This window comes from Phyllobacterium sp. 628 (genome assembly GCF_014189505.1).
Lineage (GTDB): Bacteria > Pseudomonadota > Alphaproteobacteria > Rhizobiales > Rhizobiaceae > Phyllobacterium.
Map to the genome: position 1 here is coordinate 391,214 of NZ_CP050303.1, position 23,570 is coordinate 414,783.

The following is a 23,570-nucleotide window of genomic DNA, read 5'->3' on the forward strand; positions in this document are numbered from 1 at the left end:
TTACTGGAAATTGTACCTGGTTGTTAGACGCCAACTCTTCTGTGTATGTTGTTCCCGCTGTTTCGACGGGCTACGTCGCCCGCCCCTTGATGCCCAGAGGTGAGGAGAAACCTGATGATTAAGTGCGGAATGAAATTGCGGGCCACATTGCTCGCAAGCTGCTTGGTAGCGCTAGGCGGAATGAATGCTGCGTCTGCGCAAGAAAACTGGCAGGGAAGCTGGGGCGCCAGCCCTGCTTTTGCAGTTGGCCCTGAGCTGAGCAACACCACCATTCGCCAATTTGTCCGTCTCAGTGCAGGCGGGTCAAAGGTTCGACTTCGCTTTTCAAATGAAACCGGCACCCAGCCACTGGTTATTGGCTCGGCGCGCGTTGCCCGGCCCGGCAATGCCCCGGGTTCGATTGATCCAGCCACGAGCGTGGCCGTTACCTTTGGGGGAGCCGCATCAATCACGGTATCACCCGGTGCGCCAGCCCTCTCAGATCCCATCGACATTGCCGTCTCTCCGTTGGATACGTTGGCTGTCAGCCTGTTTCTGCCACGCTGGACTGGTCCATCCGTGGTTCATCCGCTGGGTGAGCAAACGGCGTATCTTTCAGCTGCCGGGGATGTAACCGATGCTCCGGCCTTGCCGGAAGCAACCACCCAGACGATGCGCTTCATGCTGTCACGGGTTGAGGTAGAGGCTGATGGCGGCACACTCGTGACGCTGGGCGATTCAATCACAGATGGCTATGGCTCAGGAACCGATGCGAACAAGCGTTGGCCCGATATTCTGGCTGAGCGGCTTAACAAAGACAAAGGGGCAGCTGTCGGCATTGTGAATGCTGGTATCAGCGGCAATCGCATTCTTCACGATATGCCTGAAGCAATGTTCGGCCCCAGCGCACTTTCCCGGCTGGATCGGGATGTTCTCTCTGTTCCCGGTTTGCGTTGGGTCGTGATCATGGAAGGCATCAATGATATCGGCCATTCCACGTCTGCCGGACTGTCCGAGCAGGCGGTTACGCCTGAAGAACTCATCGGCGGACTGAAACAACTGGTCTCCCGTGTGCGCGGACACGGAGCAAAAGCCTACTGCGCCACGCTGACACCCTACGAAGGCACGGTTTTTGCCAATTATTTCAAACCGGAAGGTGAAACGAAGCGTCAGGCTGTCAATAGCTGGATCCGAACAGCAGGTAATTGCGATGCAATTATCGATTTCGATACAGCCGTCCGCGACCCTGCCCATCCCTCCCGCATCCGGGCAGATTTCGACGTTGGCGATCGGCTGCACCCGAACGCAGCCGGGTACAAAGCAATGGCGGAATCAATCGATCTTGGCTTGTTCCGGTAGAGGCGATTTGTTCAATTTTCAAACCGCGCGCGGGCAGAATCACTGCCCGCTCAAACGAGCCTGATCTCAAACAGCCAGCCAAATGGATGTGGCTTGAAAGCCACACACGTGCAATCAAGCACTCGTTTTGAAGGCAAAAATCGTGCTTCGCACCAACCACATCAGTTGCGTGATAAAACCGTTACAAAAGGTCATTACGGAACAGGCAGACAGCGCATACGACTGTCAGTTGTAATGCATATGGCTGAACAACTTTCCCAAAAATGTGTGGAGATCACAAATGAACATCAAGAGCTTTCTTCTGGGCTCCGCTGCGGCTCTCGTCGCAGTAACTGGCGCGCGTGCTGCGGATGCGGTTGTTGTCGCTGAGCCGGAAGCCGTAGAATATGTCCGCGTCTGCGACACATATGGCAAAGGCTTTTTCTACATTCCCGGCACCGAAACCTGCCTGAAAATCGGCGGCTACCTGCGCGTTGATGTACAGGGCGGCGACAGTGTTTATAAGGGCGGTCACGTCAACCAGGGTTCCGATCCGGATGGCGACGGTACATACAGCTTTCTGACCCGTGCAACAGTTCGTTTCGACGCTCGCAGCGAAACAGAACTCGGCACGCTGCGCTCCTTCATTGAAACACGTTTCAACTACAAGAACGGTTCCAATGATTCATCCATTCCTCAGGCCTTCATTGAGCTTGGTGGTTTCCGCATCGGTACAGTCGACGAAATCTTCGGCACCTGGACAGGCGACGCCGGCAACGTCGTCAACGATGACGTCATCAACTACCAGTCCGGCTACAGCAACCAGGTCAGCTACACGTTCAATGCAGGCAATGGCTTCTCCGCCATCATCGGTGCTGAACAGGGTCAATCGCAGACTGCAAGCTACTTCAACTACGATTATCGTATCGACGATTACATGCCGCATGTTCTCGTTGGTGCGAAGTTTGAACAGTCCTGGGGCAAGATTTCCGGCATCGTCGGTTATGACTCCAAGATTGAAGAATGGGCAGGCAAGCTGCGTTTGGACGTGAAGTTCACGGACACCGTTTCTGCCTGGGTCATGGGCGGTTATCAGACAAACTATGACGATGCACCGCTCGGCCAGCGCAACTGGTTCGGCACATGGGAAGGCGACTATGCTGTCTGGGGCGGTTTGGCTGCCAAGGTTACCGACAAGGCAACCATCAATGCCCAGCTCGCTTACGAATCCGAAGGCACCTATGCTGCTGCTCTGAACGTGGCCTATGAAATCGTTCCCGGTTTCACGATCACTCCGGAACTCAACTACACCAAGTTCGACGGCGCGCGTAAGGACTACTCCCTTGCACACGGCGGTAATGACGATGCATTCGGCGGCGTCATCCGTTTCCAGCGTAACTTCTAATATCTGATCAAGAAATTTGGCGGTGCTCTTATCAAGAACACCGCCAGATTGCGAAGTTGATACGATCTCCAGTCAAATCCTCCGCAGGAAACGGTGAACCCAAGGGTTCGCCGTTTTTGTTTGTCCTTCCGCTCAGGCAACGTGGACAAGCGGTAGCCTCGTCGAAACGAAACTGCTGCGGCAAGATATGACGTAGAAAATGGGCGAACGGTCCATACCGCCTTTATAATTTCTTGATGTAATTCACCCGAACCTGCAATCGAATTCCTATCAGACCGTGGGCTATCTTTGCCTCGTACCCAAAACATTGGAGTGCAAGGATATGATGATAATTTCGAACAAAACGACATCGGCCAATGATCCAGTCATTGAAGCAACCGTTCCGAACACACACGGCCTTACCGTCATGGCCTTAGTGGTGCTTACCGCACTTCTCATCGGTGCCGCAGGTTTGAGATTCTGGGCTGCACTCCATCACTTCATCTGATCCGTAAAACAAAAGTGCTCAAGCACTTATCCCAGACACGTCCGTATCGTCGTCATGTTTGGGCATGGATTGCTACGAAGAGGAAAATCATGACCACCCCCAGTCAAGAAACGCCATCACGATTAAGGGGCGTGATGACCGCGCTCGTCACGCCCTTTCAAAATGGTGCCGTTGACTACACAGCACTCGCTGCGCACATCGAGTGGCAGATCCAGTCCGGTATCGAAGGCCTCGTGCCCTGTGGAACAACCGGCGAAGCACCCACTCTCGCGTGGGATGAACGTTTGAAAATCATCAGAACCTGCATCAAAACGTCGAACGGAAGAGTACCCGTCATTGCCGGCACAGGCACGAACAGCACGGACCTGACGATTGCGCATACATCAGCCGCCCAGTCGTGTGGTGCAGATGCCGCACTTATCGTCACGCCCTATTACAACAAGCCCAGTCAGAACGGCCTTGCCCAACACTTCGAGGCTATCGCACAACGCGTTCAGATACCCATTTTCATCTATAATGTTCCGTCGAGAACTGGCGTTGATCTCTCGCTGCAAACGCTTGACCGGCTTGCACAAATTCCATCCATCGTCGGTATCAAGGATGCGACAGGTGACATGAAGCGTGTGGACGAGATCAGGCACACATTTCAAGATCGGTTTATACTTTTGTCTGGTCACGACGCGACCGCACATGCCTTCAACCTGATGGGCGGAAGCGGGACAATATCAGTTATGGCCAATGTCATCCCGCACGTATGTGTCGCATTGCAGAATGCCTGTCGAAAGAATGACTGGTCGACGGCCCGTTACATCCAGCAACGGCTACAACCGCTGATCAATGCATTCGATCTCGACACAAATCCGTGTCCAATTAAATATGCACTGAACCACCGCCGTGGAATGAGTGACGAAGTTCGTCTTCCGCTTGTGCCTGTCACGCCGGAAACAGCAGATCAAATCAGGATTGCGCTGGATGACCTTGGCGGCCCGGCTGCATGCGAACAAGCAATGCGCGAAGTTCCAAGAACAAACACAATTGATGGCCTGACGCGGATGCTTTCGGCACCGCTGGCGTGGCGGCTTTGAAAAACAATTCCCATCAAACAATTTCCTATCGCTTCAAGACTTGCTTGAAGCGGAAAGTGAGACATCATGTTCTACGCCCTTCATAAGCATGACAATTCAAATCTCCATTACCGGTTTCTTGTCGGACGAAATCTGGACGGCTGCTGGATCGTCTGCGACCGCAAACGTCTGGTCGGCGGGCTCTTTGCCGACAAGGAATCCGCTATGAATTTCGCTGCGGCTGAAAGCGATCACCTTGCCGGCGCGGTATGGTGTGCAGATGAAAACGAGTGCCTTCTGGCCGATCCATGGAGCGACCTCTCTGTGATCGCTCCTACGGATAGATCAAACCATATCGCAACCAAGCTTCATCGCCACCACATCTGAAATGCCCATATTTTGTCTAGCCGGGAAAACAGATTTCACCGGCCAGGCAGCGCGGATTGTACTGTTTCAAACTCAATTGAATTTTCTACCAATTGTTATCTTGTCTTCAATATAGTTCGCGAAGCTATAGCACAGATGAGATCAGCCCGATGCGAGTGATACAGCCGTTGCAATGGCGAATTTATCTCCATGTTACACTGGTTATTGCGCTCATTGTCCTCGGTAGTCTGGCGGGTTCGTGGATTGGCAGACTGGTCATTATTCGCAGTGACCGCGGCCACATGCATGCCCTTTCCAGCCAATTGTTGAAACGGGCGGAAGCTGTTTTCAACGAAGCCGACGTCATCCTGTCAAAAGTAAATGCTTCGGACATGACCTTCTGTTCCGACAAAGAACTTGCCTATCTTCGCAATGTTCTTTTCACCACGAAATATCTGAAGGACATCGGGCGCGTCAAAGACGGTAAATTTTATTGCTCGGCAGTGTTCGGTGCAGCCGAACAGCCCGCCCCTTTGGCACAACCCAACATTACGACTGTCAACGGCGCGCTGATCTACGCCGATACACCTTTGGCCATATCCAACCTGTCAGCACCCATTATCGGCCGGGGAAATGCCAACGTCGTGCTTGATCCGGCGGCCTTCGATGCATTCAACGACCCAGCCTATCCGTTCGGTATTATGTTCTCTCCTTCCGACGAACAAAACCCGATTGGGATATTTGGGTCGATCCACAAAGGCGTGCAAACAAACGGGCTTACCGAAAATGCCGGACGAGAAGGGGATATCGTCTACCGAAACCAGTGTCATGGCCAAGCTTGCGTCAGTCTACACGCGCATGTGCAAGATCTTGAAGCAGCAGCTTTTCCAATTGAGGCAAGCATCGCGTTGCTTGGAGGAGCCTTGGGCGGGGCTTTGGGTGTAATTTTACTCCTGTTGCTGCGTAAGCGCCTATCGCTTGGAACACGCCTGTCACGTGCGCTGGACAAACGCCTTCTCAAAGTCGAATACCAGCCGATTATTCACTTGCAGACCGGCGAAACGCGCAGTGCAGAGGCTCTCGTCCGTTGGCGCGACGGCAAAGAGGTTATCTCGCCGGATATATTCATAGCAGTGGCGGAAAAAGAGGGATTAATCGGGCGGCTCACCCTCTACGTGATAGATCGCGTTCTGCTGGAAATGGGTGACTTTCTGAAGAAATACCCGGATTTCCGCATCAATATCAATATTTCAGCCGATGATCTCATGGATCCAAGGTTCAGTTCTCTGTTAGCGGCGCGCCTCAAGCAGGCGGGTGTACGCAGCCAACAAGTCGGCCTTGAAATCACCGAGCGATCCACGGCAAACGCCGGGCCTGCGGTGCAGGCTATTCATCAACTTCGCTCACAAGGGCATAAAATCTACATCGACGATTTTGGAACCGGTTATTCCAGTCTTGCCTATTTGGGTGAACTCAACGTCGATGGGATCAAGCTCGACAAGTCCTTCACCCAGACCGTGGGAACACGTTCGATCACCGTTTCTATCGTACCGCAAATCATCGATATGGCACTTGCCCATAATCTTGCAATCGTCGTCGAAGGCATCGAAACATCTCAACAGCAGGATTACTTTGCGACACTCGATACCAGTGTTGATGGACAGGGGTGGCTTTGCGGAAAACCAGCTGACGCTGCCGCGCTGCAAAAACTGGTTGTGTAAAGCTGGCCTACTCGGGCCAGAATGGAGCAGTTCGTTTGAACTTTCGCCATTCCCGTGTAAGCGGTTCAGCACTGCTCTGCTCAAGATGCCCTTGCCAACCGATTACCGCTCCAATAGCCCGGTGTGCGGCAGCGTCCTGCACCTGTTCCTGCAGCAATGGAAGAAGCGCTCGTGTGCTTCTGATGTCATTGGCTTCGCCGAGCAGATCCTGCAATTTGGACAATCTCTTGAGGTATTTTTTCGGCCATTTTCCTGCCCGGGAAAATGGGCAGGAAAAACTCGGAAGCATATCGCAAATTCTTCAGAGTGAGCCGTAGCTTATGACGCTCCTCCGAGCGAAGATCACGAAAAGCGCGCCCTCGCTTGAGGGCCTTTTGTTCCAGTCGATTAAGAATCCGGACGGCCAGGTTTGCCACAGGCTCGGTCAGTACTTTCAAATCGTTGCTGGTGACATCGGTGCGCCAGCTTTTCTTCTCGATGACAAGTCCCAAAGACAATAAAAACCGATTGGTCTGCGGATCGGCAACAGCATCCTGAACGGCGCGGTAGCTTTGCTCCTGCAAAAGCGTGGTTGCAGTTCGCAACGAGGCAATCTCAATATCTTGCAGATTGGCTCTTTCAACTGTTGAAAGCGTGGAATTGATAAAAACGTCCCAATTGCGGGCGGGGCCCAATGATTGTGCAAACCGTTTTGCCTGGGCGTCCAAAGCCAGCAGAGATGCCGCATCCAACTCATGCCGTAGAAAATGCAATACGGTGCGCAGGCGCCGCAGGCCGACACGCAATTGGTGAATGCTCTCGGGCCCAAAACTGGCGTTTGCCTCAAACAGATTACCCAGCACCTGCTGTTGGCAATTCAACAGCAGCTTTGTGATGCCCTCATCAACGGTATCACCGCGCGCAAGTCCTGAAGGAACCGCCTTCACCGGCAATTGAGGGTTGCCCAGAGACAGCGCGTAGCCGCGTGCGGATTTGGTTTGCGTTTCAAGACACAGGGGTGAGACGTCCATCAGACTCAACCCAAATTGGTAAAGTGCCGCTGTATTCCCGCTCTTCAGTTCCAGTTCAATTTCAGACAGAGTGGATTTGTTCGTGTCCACCTCTATGAAACCATCGTCAAACGCCATTTCGACTTGTCCATCCGGCAAATCGATCATCAGCAGATGCCGTCGTACTTTTGTGATGAACACCGGTATGAGTTGTGCGGCATCAACTGTGTCGAATGGCGAACCAATGTCCGCAACCGGCATTACGGTCAGGTCCGGTGCCATACCTGCAACAGCCGCTTCCCATTCAAGCCGCGACAGCGAACCATTAACAGCCGCACGTTTGACAGTCTGAACATATTGTTTACCCGCCTTGCGAACACGCAGCGACAAACCAGCATTGAACAACGTGTGATCTGCCGTGTCGTAATACGTCGCTTCAAGTTTGCGGATTATTCCCTTGTTCCGGGCAGCCAACTGAACGGGAGCTGACATTCGAACAAGATCAAGTGCGCCAGGAGAGGCACGAAGTTTTAGTTCGACTTCAATCGGTGCAACCACAGAATTATCATGGATTGCTTCATTATCATTTCCCTGAGCCAAAACTGCCACCACAAGCATTCCTGCCTTTCACGCGCTACTGAACGCAACGGAACTCTTTTCGCGCAACATTACCCTGACATGCTCTGTCATGTCAGTATTACATTTCACCCTTAAGCCATTCTGGAAAGGTCTCTTTGGACGATTCCGGAACAGTTCATACGTCCCGAACATCAAAATTGAGGCTACCCCTTAAATATAGTGTCAAAGGATTCCTCCATGCATCGTCTGTCTTCAGTCGCTTTGCGATTGTTTGGTGCCGCATTGGCCGCTTCGGTCGCTAGCATACCCGTCGCGGCAATTGCTGAAAATTCAGTTGCTGTTGGAAGTTCGACACTCGTCAATAAAGGCTTAGTGGGGGTTGGACGCATTCCCGCAAACCAGCGTGACAAGTTCGGCGAAACCTTTGGCTCCGGCTCGGGCATGGCAATGGATCCGGCAACATGGATTCGCGATGGAGACAATTACAAAGGCACAATGCTGCTGCTGCCGGACCGTGGATACAATTCCGTCGGCACCACTGATTACCGGCCGCGTATCAATACGCTTGCTATACAGTTTGCTCCCGTTGCACCCGGCGCCGTTCCCTCAGCCGACAAGCAGCAATCCGGCGTAGATGCAAAGCTCACCGATTCCATGTTGCTCGTCGATGACAAGGGCGGCGATACAACCGGTCTCGACCCGGAGTCCGACGTTCGTGCAGCAAGTGGCGATTTCCCGATCCTTCCACAGGCGAAGAACGGCAAGATCGCACTTGATAATGAAGCGATCGTTCGCCTTAGCGATGGTTCAATGTTGATCAGCGACGAATATGGCCCGAATATCTATCGCTTTTCCGCCGAGGGTCGCATGTTGTCCGCTACCCAGCCGCCTGCAGCATTGGTACCCATGCGCCACGGCAAACCAAACTTCGCATCAAACAATCCTGGTCCAGGGGCCCAGGCACCTGACCCAAAAGACCCGGATAACGGGCGCCAGAATAATCAGGGCCTTGAAGGCATGGCTCTGACGCCTGACGGCAAATTCCTCATTGCCGTTCTGCAATCAGCTCCCCGGCAGGATGGTGGTGACTCAAGTTCGACGCGCCAGAATACAAGAGCGCTCATTTACGATGCGGCTGACCCAGCTCATCTCAAGCTGGTGCATGAATATGTCGTGCCATTGCCAGTTTTCACCAATGCCAAGGGCAAGAAGGCTGTTGCGGCACAGAGCGAGATCGTCGCGCTCTCTGACCATTCGTTTCTGATGCTGGCACGTGACAGCAACAACGGTTATGGCTTGGAGGGCGACACGTCGCTTTATCGCAATATCACGGTCGTCGATACATCTGCTGCGACGGACATTGCCGGCGGCGCATTCGATGCCGACAAAGCCGTGGCTCCTAAAGGTGTACTCGATCCATCCGTAACGCCGGCAACATTGACACCGTTCATCGACATCAATGACAGCGCAAGTCTGGCACGTTTCGGCCTGCACAATGGCGCACCGAACGACCGCAACAATCTTTCGGAAAAATGGGAAGCCATGTCGCTGGTCAGCGTTCTCGATCCAAAACTGCCTGATGATTATTTCCTGTTCCTCGCCAATGACAATGACTTCCTGACACAGGATGGTTTTCAGGTTGGCGCGAGTTACAAGGGTGATGGCGGCGCCGATGTAGACACGATGTTTCAGGTCTATCAGGTAACGATCCCCGGCCTCGCAGCGAAATAATGAGAGGTAGCAGCCAGCGGTGAAAACACAGCCGCTGGCTGTACCCTTTGAGAATATGGCGGGTTACGAGCACATCCTCTGTGGTACACCTGAAGAAGTCTGCACCACATACGAGGACCCGCCATGCTTCGCCTGATACTTCTCCGTCATGCCAAATCCGATTGGCCTGACAATACCGACGATCACGAGCGCCCACTCGCGAAGCGTGGCAGGCAAGCAAGCCCGTTGATGGGCGCTTACATGAATCGGGAAAGACTTCGGCCAAACATAGCTATCGTTTCTACCGCGCGCCGGACACAAGAAACGTGGGAAATTACCCGCCTTGCCTTCACCCACAATATTTCTCAACAAGACGAACCACGCATTTATGAGGCATCGGCCTCTGATATCCTTCATGTCATTCACGAAACGGACGTGACGGCTCAAACTTTACTGATTGTAGGGCATAATCCCGGATTGCAGGATCTTGCCCTTTATCTCATTGAAAAAGGGCATCAAGCCGACCTGCTCGGACTTGCCAATAAATATCCGACAGCAGCACTTGCCGTTATCGATTTCGATGTTGACAGGTGGAACCAACTCTCGAAATCCGCTGGGACACTCGAGCGGTTTGTAACGCCGGGAACCGTCGGCGATATCTGACGCCTCTGTCCTTCGTACCCACCACCGGACAAAGGAAATGCTTCAGGATTGATTTTCTGTTGTTGATTATGACAGATATTTTACGAATATGTGACGGGACGTTTTACATTAACCAGCAATCGGATGTCCCTATGCGCCTTAGAGAACTTCAGGAAATCAGATACGAAGAGGAGACTGCAAACCTCAAGCTTTCCGGTTTGAACCCCTTCAAGGAAGCTAAAAGCGTCAATATCTCCATCGACAATCCCGAAGCATTTCTCAACGCGATCAAGACCGCCCTCGCCGACCCCGATGGCAAACCGGTTAAATTCGGCAAGGGTAAATAAGCGCGCGCTACATGCGCGCCGCGACGCACGAAAATGAGTGGCGCTTCAACTGCAAGCAGGCGGCCGTCGCGGCTTGTGCATCTCCAAACCCACCAAATCTCACGCGGTAAAACTGCTTTCCCTGTTTTGCAGCTGGTTCAATATATCCCTTTGCGTCAGGCAAAATCGACTGAACATAAGATTTGGCCTTGCTCAACAATTGATTGGCACCGGCGCGCGTATCGACGGCTCCAATCTGGACGTTCCATTGACCCGTCGTTGTGAGAGGTTGCAGCCCGCCATCACCCTGCTCGATGGTTGATTCATCAATCATATCAGCGATACCGGGTTTGCGCTGGACAGCCTTCGTGACCCTGTCGGCAAACTGTGGAACGGGAACAGCCGTCGCAACAGGTACACTACCCGGCTGGACACCATTGCTCGCCATCGGCATGTACTGGGTCAGAAGTTGTGCCATCCGGTCATCACGAGACCTCCCGGTTTTGCCTCCAAGTACGACACCGACGATATGGCGATTGTTATCGGTAAATGAGGATACCAGATTGAAGCCCGCAGCATCGGTGTAACCGGTTTTGATCCCATCCACACCCGCATACCGGTACATCAAATTATTGTGGCCATTGATCTGCTTGCCACGGAAAACGAAGGACCGCTGCGAGAACAGGCCATACTCCTTGGGGAAATCCCGCATGACGGCCACGCCGAGAACCGCCATATCCCGCGCTGTCGTCGTCTGCCCTTTTTCCGTCAACCCCGACGCATTGCGGAACACGGTATCGCGCAGACCAAGCTGGCGCGCACGCTGAGTCATTTGCTGCCCAAAAGCCGCTTCTGTCTTGGCAAGATGTTCGCCCATTGCCGCAGCGGCATCGTTGGCGGACAGAATGATCATACCGTCAACCGCTTCGCGCACGCTCAGAGTGTCTCCCGGACGCAGCCAGAGTTTTGCCGGAATCTTGCGGGCCGCATTGGCAGACACGTTAATTCTATCGTCCCAGTTGAGCTTACCCTTCTTGATAGCCTCAAAGGTCAAATACAGTGTCATCATCTTTGCCAGCGACGCCGGGCCGTGCGGAACATTGGCATTGCTTTGACCCAGCACGTTTCCAGTTGGCACGTCGAGTACAAGCCAAGGCTGGTCCACAGCTTGTGCATGCGCGGCAGCTCCGATTGCCAAGCTGCCAATGCATGCAACCAGCACCATTCTCAAAGAGCGTAAAAACCCTTGATGAACACAATGAAACGGCATTCCGCTCTCCTATCGAGAAAACATGCAAAGGGTCAGATCAACGGCAACTGGCTGAAGTCTTAAGGCTACTTAAACCCAGGTTGATAAGGCGTAAACAATCATGGTGAACGAGCGATTATCCATCAATCATTCATCCGCCCCTATTCGGGCTTCCTTTATCGTTGTCCAGTTTGCCCGGACGTTCATCGAATTGTCACCGGCATGAAACGCAGCTGTCACAGACCAAGCCTATGAAGACCCCGCGCAAGCTTGGGTTGAAACCAGCTTGTCTGCCGCAATCCGCGACCCGACAATTCGATTTTGAAGAGAGATATCCCGTGCGGATCATCCAGATTACTGACACTCACCTCAGCCCGTCCAAACCGCATTTCAATGCGAACTGGTCGCCCTTGGCGCAATGGGTCGCGGATCAAAAGCCGGATCTGGTCATCCATACCGGCGATCTTTCTGTAGACGGGGCGGATATTGAGGATGACCTCGCATTCTCCGCCAATTTGCTGAACCAACTTTCAGTACAGGTGCTTTGCCTGCCCGGAAATCACGATATCGGTCATATGCCCGGGAGTGCACAGCCCGTGAACGCGACGCGGATAGACCGTTGGCGCGAAATGGTGGGACCGGACCGTTGGACCTATGACACGGATAAATGGCGGCTCATCGGACTCAATAGCCTCATTCTGGGCAATGACAGTCTGGAAGAAGAAGAGCAGTTCGACTGGCTTGAAGATGCCCTTGGCGAAGCGGAGACGCGCCAGATTGCTATCTTTGCGCACAAGCCGCTTTTTGTCGATGCGGCTGATGAAGGCGAAACCGGCTATTGGAGCGTTCGCCCTACTCCGCGCAAGAGGCTTCTTGATCTTTTTGAAGAATATGAGGTCGCGCTGCATGCCAGTGGGCATCTGCATCGCGGCTGGCAAGGCACACACAACAATACCGGGCTTGTCTGGGCGCCAGCATCCTCCTTTACAGTCGGCGATATGGAACGTGATATGCCCGGCGAGCGTATTCTTGGTGCCGCGATTCACACCCTGACTGACAGGGTAAAAAGCGAGATCGTAGAGATCGATGCCCTCTCTCGTTTCGTGCTCGATGATGTCATTGAAGAAGTCTATCCGCGTGCACCCAAGGCGCAGCCGGCGGAGATAACCGCATGAGTGCGTTCGCCCTCAGGAATATTTCCAAATCCTACGGCGCGAACAGCATCCTGAACGATGTCAGTATTGAAGCCGAAGAAGGAGAGTTTATTGCCTTGGTCGGCCCGTCGGGCTGCGGAAAAAGCACCTTGCTGCGCATTGCTGCTGGTCTCGACCACGGCGATACCGGCAGCATCTGGATGGGTGACCGCGAGATCACAGCTATCCATCCCGCTGATCGCAATGTGGCGATGGTTTTCCAATCCTATGCGCTGTATCCGCATCTGACTGCCGAGCAAAATATTGCCGTTCCACTCGCCATGCGCAATCTTTCCACCTTGCAGCGCATGCCATTCCTTGGCCGCTTCGTCTCGGGCAGACGCACTGCACAGGCCGGCATCAAACAGCAAGTACTGACCACCGCAACAAGCCTACAGATCGACCATCTCCTTGACCGCAAGCCGGGACAGATGTCCGGCGGCCAGCGGCAGCGTGTCGCTCTGGCCCGGGCGCTCGTGCGGCAACCCGGTGTCTTCCTGATGGACGAACCGCTTTCCAATCTTGATGCCAATCTGCGCGTGCACACGCGTGCCGAGATTGTTGATCTGCATCGGCGGGCTGGCGTTCCCACCATATACGTTACCCATGACCAATCCGAAGCACTCAGCATGGCTGACCGTGTTGCCGTGATGATGGGCGGCAAGGTGCTGCAGTTCGATTCACCGGCAAGTATCTATGATGATCCGCGCCATATTGAAGTTGCCAAATTCGTCGGCAGTCCCCGTATCAATATCATCAACGCCATCACGTCCGAGAACGGCGCAGTCATTCTGGCTGGCAAAACTGTGGCGGAAGGCGTTACCGGACCAGTCGGCACGCCGATTCAGCTGGCAATCAGGCCCGAACGCATAAAGCTGCGCTCCGCCAGCGCAAAGGGCATAGCGGCGACCATCTCGCGGTTGGAATTCCTTGGCTCCGAAGTGCTCGTTGCTACCCATGTGGCAGGCACCGAAGATGATCTTGTTGTCAAAGCTGTGCCTGCCGACATTGCGCATCTTGCAGCCGGAGCACCGGTTACCCTGCAGATTGACAAGGATGCTTGTCTTATCTTTGGGCAGGATGGACTTCGTGTTCCCATGCGCACGCCGACAAGGATTGCGGTTGATGCGTGAGATAGCGACGACCAGCCTTCTTCCGGACAACCGGTCTGTTGCAAGACAAGCGGCAATCCGTGCCGCCAAACGCGAGGAACGGGTTGCATGGCAGCTTGCCGCCCCGGCCATCACTCTCATCATCGTTCTGATCCTGCTGCCGACACTTGCGGTTTTCATTTTCAGTCTGACAAATTACGAACTTGGCTATGATGACTTCCAGTTTATCGGGCTCGACAATTACATTGAACTGTTTGGTGACCGGACATTCCTGATCTCACTCAAGAATACTGCCATCTACACGGCAATCGTCACGCCATTTTCCGTGTTCATCGGGCTTGGTGTCGCCCTGCTGATTGAAGGCGAAACACGCGGCCGGGCATTCTTCCGCACAGTCTATTTCCTGCCTGTCGCTTCGCTGCTGGTCGCTATGGCAACCGTATTTCAGTATCTGCTTCATCCAACAATCGGTCCGGTCAATGCCATGCTTTCCATGGTCGGCATTGCAGGCCCAAACTGGCTTGGCAGCAGCAGCACAGTGCTTTTAAGCCTGGCGATTATCGGCATCTGGCAGTCCGTCAGTTTCAATATGGTCCTGTTTTTGGCGGGTCTGACCGCAATCCCGCGCGACCTTTACGCTGCAGCCGAAGTGGATGGTGCCAAAAGCAGCTGGGAGCGCTTTCGTCTGGTAACGTGGCCCATGCTGGGACCAACAACCCTGTTCGTCACCACAATCAGCGTCATCAACGCTGTGAAAGTGTTCGAGACCGTCAAGACACTGACAGAGGGTGGCCCGAACAAAAGCTCGGAGGTCCTCCTCTGGACGATCTATCAGGAAGGGTTCGTCTTTTTGCGGGTAGGTTATGCCTCGGCAATGACCGTCATTTTCCTGGCATTCCTGATCGTCCTGATGTTGGTGCAATACCGCGTTCTTGACAAACGAGTGCATTACACATGAGACGCATCCCATTGTTTTCCATGCGCAACTTAAGGCTCGCAGTTCTATCAGCCGGAGCTTTGCTTTTCCTTGCGCCCTATATCTGGATGATTTCAACCGCTGCAAAATCACGTGAGGAAATCTTCTCTTCCTCGCTGACATTGCTGCCGCAACACTGGGCTCTGTGGGAAAATCTCGCCAAGGCTTTCTCACGCGTGCCCATGGGCCAACTCCTGCTCAACGGGTTGATCGTTTGCGCACTCATCTTCTTCTTTCAGGTGGTCATTGCGATACCCTGCGCCTACGCCATGGCAAAGCTGAAATTTCGCGCAGCGCAGACCATGATGACACTTGTCATGCTCGGGCTCCTCATTCCAATCCATGCGACTGCGCTGCCGATCTATGTCGCACTCAACAAGGTCGGCATGCTCAACAGCTATTTTGCGCTGTCAGCTCCCTTCTTCATATCCGTCTTCGGCATATTTCTGTTTCTGCAATTCTTCCGGGCTATGCCAGACGATCTGATCGCTGCTGCCCGGCTTGATGGCATGTCCGAGCTCGCGATTGTCAATCGCGTCATCGTTCCCAATGCTTGGCCGGCGGTAACCGCCTTTGCGATTTTTTCGGTCGTCGCGCACTGGAATGACCTGTTCTGGCCTCTCATCGTGATCACCGGAACCGAACGGGCGACACCGCCGCTCGGCCTGCTGTTTTTCCGGGCTGCGGAAGCTGGCGACGATTACGGAGCGCTGATGGCTGCGACCCTCATCATTACCCTGCCGCTTGTCGCAGCATTTCTGCTCGCACAACGGCGTTTCATCGAAGGCATAACTCTCACCGGCCTCAAAGGCTGACCTTTCCCAAGACCAGGAGATAACAATGAGCTTCTTCCGAAAGACGATTGCGGCTGCCGCAATCGCCACCACGTTCTGCGCACCTGCATTGGCAGAAACAACGCTGAACGTGCATTACCCCATGCCGGGTTTCTTCAAGGATGTGATGGACACGATCTCCAAGAAATTCATGGAGGAAAATCCTGATATCAAGATCAGTTTCGTTAGCCCGTCGGCCACTTACGAAGAAGGTATCCAGACGATCCTTCGTCAGGCCGGAACGTCCGAAATGCCCGATCTAACCTTTATCGGCCTTAACCGCTTGCGCATGATTGCCGAGCGCGGCGTGAACGTCGACATGAAGCCGTTGATCGCCAAAGAAACCGACATGGCGGCCCAAGGCTTCAGCGACAATATCCTTCGCCTCGCTCAGGTTGGCAATCAACAGGTTGGACTTGCCTTCGCCACCTCAAATCCAATCATGTATTACAACGCCGATCTCATCCGGCAAGCGGGTGGCAATCCGGATCAGCCGCCAAAAACTTGGGACGAAGTCATTGCGCTCGGCGCAAAGGTCAAGGCGCTCGGAAACGGCAATGATGGTATCGACTTCCGCTGGCAGGGTGACGACTGGATGTTCTCGGCACTTCTGTTCGGCGCCGGTGGCACCATGCTTTCTCCTGATGAAAAGAAGGTTGCGTTCAACGGTCCCGAAGGCGTAGCCGCCTTCAATCTGGTTAGTCGCCTGGTGAAGGAAGGCGGAATGCCGGTTCTGACCAAGCAGGCAGGCGAACAAGCCTTCGTAGCCGGTAAGGTCGGTTTTACATTTCAGACTACAGGCGCTTTGCGCAACACCATCAAGAATGTCGGCAGCAAGTTTGATCTGCGCACCGGACCATTGCCGCTTCTCAACCCCGAAAAGGGTCATCTGCCAACGGGCGGCAATGCTGTCGTCATCCTGACCAAAGACGCGGCCAAACAGGCGGCGGCATGGAAGTTCGCAAAGTTTGCCGCCGGTCCTTACGGCGCATCTGTCGTGGTTCCGGGCACGGGCTATGTGCCGAATAATGAACTCGCAGCAAAGTCCCCGGAATATCTGGCTGACTTTTACAAACAGAACCCGCTGTTCCAGGCCGGTTTGAACCAAATGAACCGGATGATACCCTGGTATGCATTTCCCGGATCGAACGGTGTGAAGGTTACCCAGACGATTGTCGATAATCTGTCACGCGTCGTGGAACAGTCGGCAACACCGGAAGAGGCGCTCAACAACGCGGCGGATGAAGTACAAAAACTGCTTCCGCGCCGTTAAACGCGAACCCAATCAGCCGCCGCACAACCAATGTGGGGCGGCTGATCAGGACGATTGATCCCGCGACCGGCGCAGGACGTTCATTTCCGTCCGCTCGCGCGCCATGTTGCTGACCGCAGTCCGCAAGGCGGGATGACGCGACATGAACACATTGAAATCCCGGCGTTCGAGCACCAGAAACTCGCAAAAATCGATGGCAATGACATCCGCCGTGCGGCGTCCACCCGTCAACAACGCCATCTCACCGAAAAAAGCTCCCGCTTCGAGACGAACGTTTTCGTCTTCCAATTCGACTTCCACTACACCCGAAGCGATGAAGTACATCCCGTCCCCACGATCGCCCACACGGACAACGCGTTCACCTGGCGACGCGGATTTCGGCCGGAACAACAATAGAAGTTCTTCCTGCGAATGTTCGTCGACCTGTGCGAACAACGGGAAGGTATCGATCAATTGCTGCATCTTAAGCTGATGTTGCCTGTTGCGCTCATCATTGATCGCCCGGATATCACCAAGCTCCCGCACCAGCACATCATGTCTCCGCCTGCCATAACCGGTCGCAAATGACGGCCATTTATAGTGAAGCCCTTTTTCCAAGGCTTCCGCAGCCATGAAGACAAGCGGGTTAAGGGTGATCGAAAGGATAGCGCCAGCCAAGATGATGTCCTGCCCCTCCTTTGGCAGAAGGCCAAGCGAAACACCAAGTCCTGCCAGAATAAAGGAAAATTCGCCAATCTGCGCCAAACTCGCCGCCACGCTCAGGCTCATCCCCACCGGAAACCGCAATACGAGAACAATCAGGGATGCGATGACCGATTTTCCAAAAATGATGAGCGCAAGAGCAGCCATCACTGCGATTGGTTCGCGCAGAAGAATGGAAGGATCAAACAGCATTCCGACCGAAATAAAGAACAGCACCGAGAACGCATTCTGCAGTGGCAAGGAGTCAGCCGCAGCACGATGACTGAGATTTGACTCACTCATGACGACACCGGCAAAAAAGGCACCGAGCGCAAAAGATACTCCAAAAAACTCCGTGGCGCCAAAGGCAATACCCAGGGCAATCGCAAGAACAGAGAGGGTGAAAAGTTCTGGCGAACCTGTACGCGCCACCAGCGTGAGAAGCCAGGGAACCACTTTCGGTCCGAGAAAAATTGCCATGACGGCAAATGCCGCGACCTTGAGCAATGTCATGGCAATCGTAAGCGCGATGGGCATACCACCTGCCGCTGCGCCAATCGCAGTGCCTGCGGCCGGATGTGCGCCCAAAATCTCGGCCAATGCCGGTAGCAGCACGAGTGCCAGCACCATGGCAAGATCTTCAACAATGAGCCAACCCACAGCCACACGGCCGTTGGCCGAATTTACCTGATTACGCTCCTCAAGCGCCTTCAGCAGAACCACGGTGCTGGCGACAGAAAGGCTGAGGCCAAAGACGAGACCGGCCCCAATCCCCCATCCCCATAGCGAAGCAAGGCCCACGCCTAGCAACGTGGCCAGAACAATCTGGACAATAGCACCAGGAATGGCAATGCCGCGCACGGCCAGGAGCTCAGACGCGGAGAAGTGCAGCCCGACACCGAACATCAGAAGGATAACACCCATTTCCGCAAGCTGACCGGCAAGTGCAGCATCGGCGATAAAGCCGGGTGTAATGGGCCCGATAAGGATACCCGCAACGAGATATCCGACCAATGGCGGCAGGCGCAACCGGTCAGCCAGATAACCGAACACGGCTGCGAATACAAAACTGACCGCGACTGTCGCAATTAATGAAACTTCGTGATGCACGTCCGCCCTTTATTTCTGACTCTGCTGCCCCCTCGCGTCAGTATCCACTGCGCGTTTGAATTCAACCCTTACAAGTTCATCTGCAACGAACATAGTCTTATCTTTGGTTGCAATCGACCATATCGCATCAGGTCTGTGAGGATCGAGCGATCACTGCGATCCATGCCCGAAGCAGTCAAATCATCGCCGCCATGCTTATAAATTGAGCAAAATGCAATTTGCTTAAAATACAACCTTGACGCGCGTCGAAAAATGCCGTCGATTGAACCAATATCGCAATTGGTTCGGACCATTACTCCTATGGCAAACAATCAATCCCAGGAAAACTCGAACTACGCGCTTGACCGGCTGCGTATTCTCTTGGCCTCTGAAGAGTTCGAGAAAGACGGGAAGCTGCCGACTGAGCGCGCTCTGTCGGAAGCATTTGGCGTCAGCCGCCGCTCGGTCCGCCGTGCACTGGAAGTGCTTGAAGCTGAAGGACAGGTTTGGCGGCGGCAGGGTGCTGGCACATTTGCCGGACGCCAGCCGGATGGTTGGGGCGACCACGTCGGTACCATCATTGCGGGTACAAACTTTATGGAAATCATGGAGGTTCGCTTAAGAATTGAACCTCAATTGGCACAGCTGGCGGCGATGCGCGCCAAGGCTTCCGAAATTGCCCGCATGCGGGAACTGGCGGAGAAATCGCGTGAAAGCCAGGATGCGGATTCGCATGAACTCTGGGATGGAGCATTGCACCGGCAGATTGCCCAGAGTGCGGGGAACCAATTTTTTCTGACCATCTTTGATGTCATAAACAGAATACGTCAGGACGAAGCCTGGCAGATTATCCGTGAACGCGCACGCAGCGGCAATAATTCAGGATCAAAATCCCACGCCTACCATCTGGCAATTATTGACGCCATAGAAGCGCGCGATCCCCAAAAGGCAGGCGAAGCGATGCGTCAGCATTTGCTGATACTGCAGGAATGGCTCATCCGCCTGACATCAATGGACACGGTCGAAGCGGGGTTCCTCAGCGAAGCATCCTGAAGCAACCATCACGACAAGGACCGGGAAACAACCGGCCATCACAATAGGGAACAATCGAGCATATTTATCCGCTCTCAAATGAGGAGAATAATTGAATGAAGAAGGTACAACTTCTGGCGACCCTACTTGCCAGCGTCCTGCTGACTATCCCCGTATCCGCAGCTGAATTGCGCATTGGTTTGCAGGATGACGCAGACGTCCTCGACCCTGCACAGTCACGAACCTTTGTCGGGCGTATCGTTTATACCTCGCTCTGCGACAAACTCGTTGACGTCAATCCGTCGCTGGAGATCGTGCCGCAATTGGCCACGGACTGGAAATGGTCAGATGACGGCTCTGAACTGACGATGAACCTGCGCCAAAATGTCGTTTTTCATGATGAAACGCCATTCAACGCAGCAGCTGTTGTTGCCAATATCCAACGCTCGCAGACACTGCCCGAGTCACGCCGGAAAAGCGAACTTGCCTCGGTGGCAAAAGTCGAAGCCACCAGCGATTACCAGGTGAAATTTACGCTGAAAGCGCCTGATTCATCCTTGCTGGCACAGCTCACCGACCGGGCAGGCATGATGGTTTCGCCCAAAGCAGCGGCAGAACTCGGCGCGAATTTCGGCAACAAGCCGGTGTGTTCAGGACCGTTCAAGTTCGTTGAACGCGTTCAGCAGGATCGGATCGTTCTGGAAAAATTCCCGCATTACTGGAACGCCGCAAACATATTCATCGATAAGGTAACCTTCCTGCCCATTCCGGATTCCACCGTGCGCCTCGCCAACCTGCAAGCCGGTGATCTGGACATGTTGGAGCGGCTCGCGGCGACCGACGCTGCCGCAGTGAAGAACGACGCCAAACTGACCTATGCCGATGCAATCGGCGTGGGTTACATGGCGCTTTACACGAACATCGCCAACGGTCCGCGTGCCGACAACCCGTTCGGCAAGGACAAGAGACTGCGCCAGGCTTTCTCCCTGGCTATCGACCGTGATGCCGTCAATCAGGTCGTCTATGAAGGAACTTCCGTAGCCGGCAATCAGCCGTTTCCACCAAACAGCCCATGGTTTGATAAGGATATTCCGGTACCCGCCCGCGATATCGACAAAGCCAAAGCTCTGATGAAAGAAGCCGGCCACGAGACATTGGATATCGACCTTCAGATAGCCAACAATCCGGTGCAAATGCAGATGATGCAGATCATCCAGTCGATGGTTGCGGAAGCAGGATTCAACGTCAAGCTGAAGACAACCGAATTCGCCACGCTGCTGTCTGAGCAGACTGCTGGCAACTATCAGTTGGGCCGCTCCGATTGGTCCGGGCGTGTCGATCCCGATGGCAATCTGCATCAGTTCGTAACCTGCAAGGGCGGTATCAACGACACCAAATATTGTAATCCGGAAGTGGATACTCTGCTCAATGATGCACGGAAATCCACGGATAATGCGGTGCGGAAGCAGAAATACGATGCCGCAGCGCAGATCCTCAATGATGATTTGCCCATCATCTATCTCGGCCATCAGGCATGGATATGGGCGCTCAAGAAGAATGTAACCGGCTTTATTCCCTCACCCGATGGGATGATCCGTCTGCAAGGTGTCAAGAAAAGCTAATCAAACAGCCCCGGCGAAGGTGCATAACTGCACTTTCGCTGACGGGTTGCACGTCAGGATTGCAAACGATGTACACCTATATTGGAAAACGGCTGTTGCTGGCCATACCGACGTTGATCATCATATCGATCTTTGCGTTTTCCCTGCAAAAGCTTTTGCCGGGTGACCCCATACTCGCAATGGCCGGAGAAGAGCGGGATCCGCAGGTTCTGGAATTTCTACGCGACAAATACCGGCTGAACGATCCAATCATCTATCAGTATTTCTACTGGGTCGGAGGCGTTCTTCGAGGCGATCTTGGCATATCCCTGCGAACCAATCAGCCTGTGCTCACGCTGATTGCGCAAAAGCTCCCGGTCACGATTCAATTGGCTGTCATGGCTATGGCGTTTGCTCTCGCCATTGGTGTGCCTATCGGCATTCTGGCCGCAGTTAAAAAGAACACGATGGTCGATTACATCGCCAATATCGTCGCTCTCTCCGGCCTGTCAGTTCCCAACTTCTGGATGGGGATCATGCTCATCCTGCTTGTTTCGGTTAAACTGGGCCTGCTTCCGGCATCCGGTTATGAACCCTTCTTCAGCAACCCGCTGCGTTCGCTGCAAACCATGCTCATGCCGGCCTTTGTTATCGGACTGGCACTGGCGGCAACCCTGATGCGCCACACCCGCTCGTCAATGCTGACCGTGCTGAGTGCCGACTATATCCGCACTGCCCGGGCGAAGGGCGTTTCCGAACGGGCTGTTATTCTCGAACACAGTTTTCGCAACGCGCTTCTGCCGATTATTACGCTCACAGCGCTGCTCTTCGGCGAGTTGCTGGCGGGCGCGGTTCTCACCGAGCAAATCTTCACCATTCCGGGCTTCGGTAAACTCATTGTCGATGCCGTTTTCAACCGCGACTACGCCGTTGTTCAGGGCGTGGTTCTATGCACCGGAGCAGGATTTATCCTGATGAATCTGGTTGCTGATGTGCTTTACATCCTGCTCAATCCAAGAATGAGGGCGGCGCTATGACGATGCAGCAAGTCATTCAGAACGCGCCACCAACACGCGCTCAAAACCGGGCATGGAAAAAACTCAAAGCCAACAAGAGCGCCCTCGTCGGTCTTGTCATTATCACATTCTTTATTGTGCTTGCGATTATCGCGCCGTTGCTGCCGCTGGCTGATCCACTGGCGACCAACTGGTCCGCAATCCGCAAGGCACCATCCGCCGCCCATTGGCTGGGAACCGATGATATCGGCCGCGATATCCTTTCGCGCATGATTTGGGGCGCGAGAGCCTCGCTCATGGCCGGTGTATTTTCGGTGGGTATCGCGGTGGCAATCGGCGTACCGCTTGGCCTTATCTCCGGCTATTTCGGCGGATGGATCGACATGATCATTTCGCGTATCACCGAAGCCTTTCTGGCCATGCCATTCCTCATCACAGCCATCGCCCTTGCGGCGTTTCTCGGACCGAGCCTCGTCAACGCGATGATCGCAATCGGCTTTTCCGCCATGCCGCTGTTCGTGCGGCTTACGCGTGGTCAGGTGCTTACGGTGAAGACCGAAGATTATGTGGAAGGCGCACGGTCCGTCGGCCTCGGTCACTACCGGATCATCACCCGTTACATCTTGCCAAACGTTTTCTCGCCGCTGCTGGTACAGGCCAGCCTGACAATTGCTACGGCGATCATTGCCGAAGCCAGCCTGTCGTTTCTAGGTCTGGGTCAACAACCGCCTTCTCCAAGTTGGGGCTCGATGCTCAACGTGGCCAAAAACTTCCTGTCGCAGGCACCTTGGATGGCCATGTGGCCGGGTGCTGCAATCTTTCTGGTCGTAATCGGTTTCAATCTGCTCGGCGATGGTTTGCGTGACGCCCTCGATCCGCGCGAAGCATGACATTCAAAAGGATATAGCA

Annotated in this window: 20 protein-coding genes; 17 read left to right on the forward strand and 3 right to left on the reverse strand. The window is 54.0% G+C overall.

From position 1 onward, the window contains the following. Positions 1–114 precede the first annotated feature (114 nt). From HB779_RS24350 to HB779_RS24370, 5 genes are all read left to right on the forward strand, one after another. The gene (locus tag HB779_RS24350; protein WP_244642882.1) at positions 115–1,338 is read left to right on the forward strand and encodes an SGNH/GDSL hydrolase family protein; all 1,224 of its coding nucleotides are present in this window, start codon (positions 115–117) and stop codon (positions 1,336–1,338) included. A 280-nt stretch (positions 1,339–1,618) separates the two neighbouring features. Then, positions 1,619–2,722: a porin gene (locus tag HB779_RS24355; protein WP_188346478.1), complete on the forward strand. Its 1,104-nt coding sequence runs from the start codon at positions 1,619–1,621 to the stop codon at positions 2,720–2,722. Positions 2,723–3,343: 621 nt separating this feature from the next. Next, positions 3,344–4,294 carry a 4-hydroxy-tetrahydrodipicolinate synthase gene (dapA, locus tag HB779_RS24360; RefSeq protein WP_244642886.1) on the forward strand — a complete coding sequence of 317 codons (951 nt, stop codon included), beginning with the start codon at positions 3,344–3,346 and terminating at the stop codon, positions 4,292–4,294. A gap of 66 nt (positions 4,295–4,360) precedes the next feature. Next, positions 4,361–4,660 carry a hypothetical protein gene (locus HB779_RS24365; RefSeq protein WP_188346480.1) on the forward strand — a complete coding sequence of 100 codons (300 nt, stop codon included), beginning with the start codon at positions 4,361–4,363 and terminating at the stop codon, positions 4,658–4,660. 281 nt (positions 4,661–4,941) lie between these two features. Further along, a complete protein-coding gene (locus tag HB779_RS24370; protein WP_188346481.1) occupies positions 4,942–6,360 on the forward strand; it encodes an EAL domain-containing protein in 1,419 nt (472 codons plus the stop codon). A 185-nt stretch (positions 6,361–6,545) separates the two neighbouring features. Here the strand turns inward: HB779_RS24370 and HB779_RS24375 are convergent, their stop codons facing one another. Next, on the reverse strand, positions 6,546–7,958 hold the full coding sequence (locus HB779_RS24375) for a CYTH and CHAD domain-containing protein (RefSeq protein WP_188346482.1): 1,413 nt from the start codon (positions 7,956–7,958) through the stop codon (positions 6,546–6,548). Positions 7,959–8,165: 207 nt separating this feature from the next. Between HB779_RS24375 and HB779_RS24380 the strand changes: the two genes are divergently transcribed. From HB779_RS24380 to HB779_RS24390, 3 genes are all read left to right on the forward strand, one after another. Beyond that, entirely contained in the window at positions 8,166–9,659 is a 1,494-nt protein-coding gene (locus HB779_RS24380; protein WP_188346483.1) for an esterase-like activity of phytase family protein, read from the forward strand. A gap of 123 nt (positions 9,660–9,782) precedes the next feature. Further along, positions 9,783–10,301, forward strand: coding sequence for a histidine phosphatase family protein (locus tag HB779_RS24385; RefSeq protein WP_188346484.1), 519 nt, complete (start codon positions 9,783–9,785; stop codon positions 10,299–10,301). 131 nt (positions 10,302–10,432) lie between these two features. Beyond that, the gene (locus HB779_RS24390) at positions 10,433–10,627 is read left to right on the forward strand and encodes a hypothetical protein (protein ID WP_188346485.1); all 195 of its coding nucleotides are present in this window, start codon (positions 10,433–10,435) and stop codon (positions 10,625–10,627) included. 7 nt (positions 10,628–10,634) lie between these two features. Here the strand turns inward: HB779_RS24390 and HB779_RS24395 are convergent, their stop codons facing one another. Continuing rightward, positions 10,635–11,876, reverse strand: a complete 1,242-nt coding sequence (locus tag HB779_RS24395) for a D-alanyl-D-alanine carboxypeptidase (protein ID WP_188346486.1) — start codon at positions 11,874–11,876, stop codon at positions 10,635–10,637. A gap of 317 nt (positions 11,877–12,193) precedes the next feature. On the opposite strand from HB779_RS24395, the gene HB779_RS24400 reads away from it, so the two are divergent. From HB779_RS24400 to HB779_RS24420, 5 genes are read left to right on the forward strand one after another with little or no spacing between them, the layout of a single operon-like run. Further along, positions 12,194–13,030: a metallophosphoesterase gene (locus HB779_RS24400; RefSeq protein ID WP_188346487.1), complete on the forward strand. Its 837-nt coding sequence runs from the start codon at positions 12,194–12,196 to the stop codon at positions 13,028–13,030. Continuing rightward, positions 13,027–14,181, forward strand: coding sequence for an ABC transporter ATP-binding protein (locus HB779_RS24405; protein WP_188346488.1), 1,155 nt, complete (start codon positions 13,027–13,029; stop codon positions 14,179–14,181). Before HB779_RS24400 ends, HB779_RS24405 begins: the two co-directional genes overlap by 4 nt. Next, positions 14,174–15,118 (forward strand): carbohydrate ABC transporter permease, encoded by a 945-nt coding sequence (locus HB779_RS24410; RefSeq protein ID WP_188346489.1) that lies wholly within the window; start codon positions 14,174–14,176, stop codon positions 15,116–15,118. Before HB779_RS24405 ends, HB779_RS24410 begins: the two co-directional genes overlap by 8 nt. Further along, on the forward strand, positions 15,115–15,951 hold the full coding sequence (locus HB779_RS24415; RefSeq protein WP_371823961.1) for a carbohydrate ABC transporter permease: 837 nt from the start codon (positions 15,115–15,117) through the stop codon (positions 15,949–15,951). Before HB779_RS24410 ends, HB779_RS24415 begins: the two co-directional genes overlap by 4 nt. 25 nt (positions 15,952–15,976) lie before the next feature. Next, the gene (locus HB779_RS24420; RefSeq protein WP_188346490.1) at positions 15,977–17,242 is read left to right on the forward strand and encodes an ABC transporter substrate-binding protein; all 1,266 of its coding nucleotides are present in this window, start codon (positions 15,977–15,979) and stop codon (positions 17,240–17,242) included. A gap of 45 nt (positions 17,243–17,287) precedes the next feature. On the opposite strand, the gene HB779_RS24425 is transcribed toward HB779_RS24420, so the two are convergent. Beyond that, positions 17,288–19,033, reverse strand: a complete 1,746-nt coding sequence (locus HB779_RS24425; RefSeq protein WP_188346491.1) for a cation:proton antiporter — start codon at positions 19,031–19,033, stop codon at positions 17,288–17,290. Between the two features lie 300 nt (positions 19,034–19,333). Between HB779_RS24425 and HB779_RS24430 the strand changes: the two genes are divergently transcribed. The 4 genes from HB779_RS24430 (at position 19,334) to HB779_RS24445 (ending at position 23,551) form a co-directional block, all read left to right on the forward strand. Continuing rightward, positions 19,334–20,065, forward strand: a complete 732-nt coding sequence (locus HB779_RS24430; protein WP_188346492.1) for a FadR/GntR family transcriptional regulator — start codon at positions 19,334–19,336, stop codon at positions 20,063–20,065. 95 nt (positions 20,066–20,160) lie between these two features. Next, complete coding sequence (locus HB779_RS24435; RefSeq protein WP_188346493.1) at positions 20,161–21,666, forward strand: ABC transporter substrate-binding protein; 1,506 nt, start codon at positions 20,161–20,163, stop codon at positions 21,664–21,666. A 68-nt stretch (positions 21,667–21,734) separates the two neighbouring features. Then, positions 21,735–22,682, forward strand: a complete 948-nt coding sequence (locus HB779_RS24440; protein ID WP_188346494.1) for an ABC transporter permease — start codon at positions 21,735–21,737, stop codon at positions 22,680–22,682. Continuing rightward, on the forward strand, positions 22,679–23,551 hold the full coding sequence (locus HB779_RS24445) for an ABC transporter permease (protein WP_188346495.1): 873 nt from the start codon (positions 22,679–22,681) through the stop codon (positions 23,549–23,551). Before HB779_RS24440 ends, HB779_RS24445 begins: the two co-directional genes overlap by 4 nt. Positions 23,552–23,570: the final 19 nt, after the last annotated feature.